This is a genomic window from Novosphingobium sp. AAP83 (genome assembly GCF_001295795.1).
In the GTDB taxonomy this organism is placed as follows: Bacteria; Pseudomonadota; Alphaproteobacteria; order Sphingomonadales; family Sphingomonadaceae; genus Novosphingobium.
Genome location: NZ_LJHY01000068.1, coordinates 1 through 2,744, shown reverse-complemented (window position 1 = coordinate 2,744; position 2,744 = coordinate 1). Strand labels below are relative to the sequence as shown.

General features: G+C 59.1%; 4 protein-coding genes. All 4 read right to left on the bottom strand.

All coding sequences use genetic code 11. The features are described 5' to 3' along the window. Positions 1 to 55 precede the first annotated feature (55 nt). Positions 56 to 424 (bottom strand): hypothetical protein, encoded by a 369-nt coding sequence (locus tag IP81_RS18705; protein ID WP_054109520.1) that lies wholly within the window; start codon positions 422 to 424, stop codon positions 56 to 58. 45 nt (positions 425 to 469) lie between these two features. Continuing rightward, positions 470 to 1,021: a hypothetical protein gene (locus IP81_RS21755; protein WP_369800787.1), complete on the bottom strand. Its 552-nt coding sequence runs from the start codon at positions 1,019 to 1,021 to the stop codon at positions 470 to 472. Positions 1,022 to 1,155: 134 nt separating this feature from the next. Next, positions 1,156 to 1,329 (bottom strand): hypothetical protein, encoded by a 174-nt coding sequence (locus tag IP81_RS21750; RefSeq protein ID WP_369800788.1) that lies wholly within the window; start codon positions 1,327 to 1,329, stop codon positions 1,156 to 1,158. 1,130 nt (positions 1,330 to 2,459) lie between these two features. Beyond that, a partial coding sequence (locus tag IP81_RS18695; protein ID WP_157573342.1) for a DUF2280 domain-containing protein occupies positions 2,460 to 2,744 on the bottom strand: 285 nt, incomplete at its 5' end.

Sequence of the window (2,744 nt, the reverse complement as noted above, 5' to 3'; positions counted from 1 at the left end):
AACGCATTCTGTATGAGGTATTCTCGGCGCCTGTCTTGATCCAAACGCCAGAAGCCTAGATTACTTCATGGTCAAGCGTGAAGGTTTCGGCCTGGGTGGTGTCGATCGCGATCTTCATCAGCGCGCCTTGGTATTCACCAGCCGCGCCGTTAAGCGTATCCACAATCCGTAGCGCAACCTTGCGTGCAATGCCGTAGGATTCAAGCCGCTTTTGCAGAGCTTCTGCATTAACCGACGTATCCGTAGCAACCGCAGGCTTGCCAGCACCCGTCAACCTTACTAGATTAATTTCGTTGGGGGTGACTTCTATCGGATTAGGCTGCGAAGCCCCCTCGGTCAGCGATGACCGGCCCCCAGCGCCTTCAACCTCTGGTATCGTGTCGAAGTAATAGAACCGGCGGCCGTCTGCCAGTTCATGCACCACGACGGCATAGCCACCTTACACGCCCGGCATAACGGTGCGCAGACACTACACCCTTCGCGCGCCACTTAGCCGACGCTGGAATTCCTGCAAGCCCGAATGCACGATCGCTGCGTTTGGATATAGGCTTTGCGCAATACGCGCGGTCAGGCTGTCATACTCGACTGCAAAGACCTTGGATTTTGGGCGCAATCCTTGTGGCATCAACCCAAGGAAGTTGCCCGTTCCAACGGACGGCTCAAGGACTGAACCGCCTGCAAAGCCAATACGTTCAGCCGCTTTCCACGTGGCTTCCACAACCGTTTGGCTGGTGTAGTGCGCGGCAGTGGTGGAGTTGCGCGCCGCTTTCAACTCGGCAGGGGTCAGCAATTCCTCTAATTCGGAAACACGCTTTTCCCAGCCTTTGGCTACGCCTTCGCCATCCTTGGAGCCAGCGACACGGAATGCGTTTTTGAGGCCACCCCAGCCGACATAGCGGGCAAGCCTGCGCTGCTCTGCGGGGCTCGCACGGCGGTTCTCCGCCTCAATCTTCTTGAGGGTTTCAATCGCTGTAATGTTGTCCTGATACTTGACGCCTTCGGTGCCTTGGCCAAGCTGCACGTCATCAGTGATGACGAAGTCAATGCCTGGGACGTTGATAGGCGAAGCCTTCTCAATCGCCTCATTGGGACCGGTGAGGGCCTGCTCAGTCGGTGTCTTGGGTTTAGGTAGTGCCGCTGCTTTTGGCTTCTTGCCTACGCGCGGCTTTCCTCCGGTGGCAGCATTATCAGGTCGGGTAGCACCATCTCCTCTGCTTCCCGCTTCTGCATTCCGCTCTCCATCAGGCTGGCTACCTGCTCGGCTGCCTCCTTGCTGGCTTCCTGCACGCGCTGGTTCAGCGTTCCCGCTGCTTTCAGGTCGCGATACATCGTTGGCAGGTACTCCCGCCAATGGTCCAGCGCCATCTTGGTATATTGAAGGCCCAACATTGTTCTCCCCTGTACCAGCGTTTGTCGCACCTGTCACCGGTTCTGCATTTGCCCACTGGTCGAACGTGCGCATGGCGGTGCCGACTTCGTTTGCGTCGTCCATACCGGCGACGCTTTCGCCCATGTCCTCCATCATATCGCGGGCACCATTGTACCAGCCGCGAAGGTATTGGCGGATTGAGGCGAGGGGCGCGCCAAGGTCGTTGGCGATCGCGCGTGCGAAGGCGTTGAACCGGCGCGCACCCTTCTCGATGTGGTGGACGGCAAGCTCTGCGCCGATCGCAAGGATCTCGGGGTCAATGTCGCTGTTCAACTGGTTCAGGTTGAGCTTGGCTTTGAGGCGTTCGCGTAGCTCTGCTGCGCGCTCGTCGGTAACGAGGCGGTTCTTGGATGGGGCTGGCGCGGTGACAGGCGCAGCAACAGGCGCCGCTGGCGCGGCCAATTCCTGCTGCACGTCGCGTACTTCTTCGGCAAGGTCGGGGCGCTTCTCGGCAATGTAATCACCCAGCATTTCCCTGCTTTGTGCGGGAGCCTCGCGGATCACGCGCTCAACGTCGGCCTTGCGCAAAGCGCTTACGTCGTCGGCAGCAATGCGGATGAACGCCTCGGGGTTGCGCCATGCTGTCTTTTCAGGCTTCGCAGCCTCTTGCTCCAATTCTGCTGCCTGCTGCGCGTTGGCAGCATCGGCGGAGGCGCGGGCCTTCTCAACCTTTGCACGATCGGCACGTTCCTGCTCGGTCAGGTACTCGCCAGTGCGTGCACCTTTATCGACACTTACCTCCATGCCGCCGCCGCGCTTAGGAGCCATGCCTACGGATTCTGTTAGGCGAACGCCGTTGCGCACAAATGAGCGCACACCGCGTTCGTCTTCAAAGAGCGGGTTGCCGTCTGCGTTTGTGCCGATTGCGGTTTGCTTCGGTTTGGACTCTGGCGTGGCCGATGGCTTTGCGCCCATCTTCGCGCGGCGCTCCACGTCCTTTGCCGCTGCCTGCTTGGCAGACTTCACAGCGCGTTCGAGGGTTTCGCCACTGGTGCCAGAAGGTGCAAAGTATCCACCCACCATGCCGCCATCAGAGCTTTTGAGAATGATTCCGCTGCTCGTATCGGCAATGCTGTAGCCTTCGGGCAGGTTTTTTTGCTTTCCTGCTCGGGACGCGGGAGTTGGTGAACATCCCGCCAACCTCTTTCGCGGCCTGTTCCAAGGTATGCAACGCAAGGGCCGCATTACCCGACGCAAGAGCTTGGTCATGGATCTTCTGAAGGCGCCGAAGCCGGAATGCCCGACGTATGATCGGTACATCTGCCACCTCTTGCTCAAAACGCTTACGTGTTGCGGCATGCAGGTCGCGTAGCCG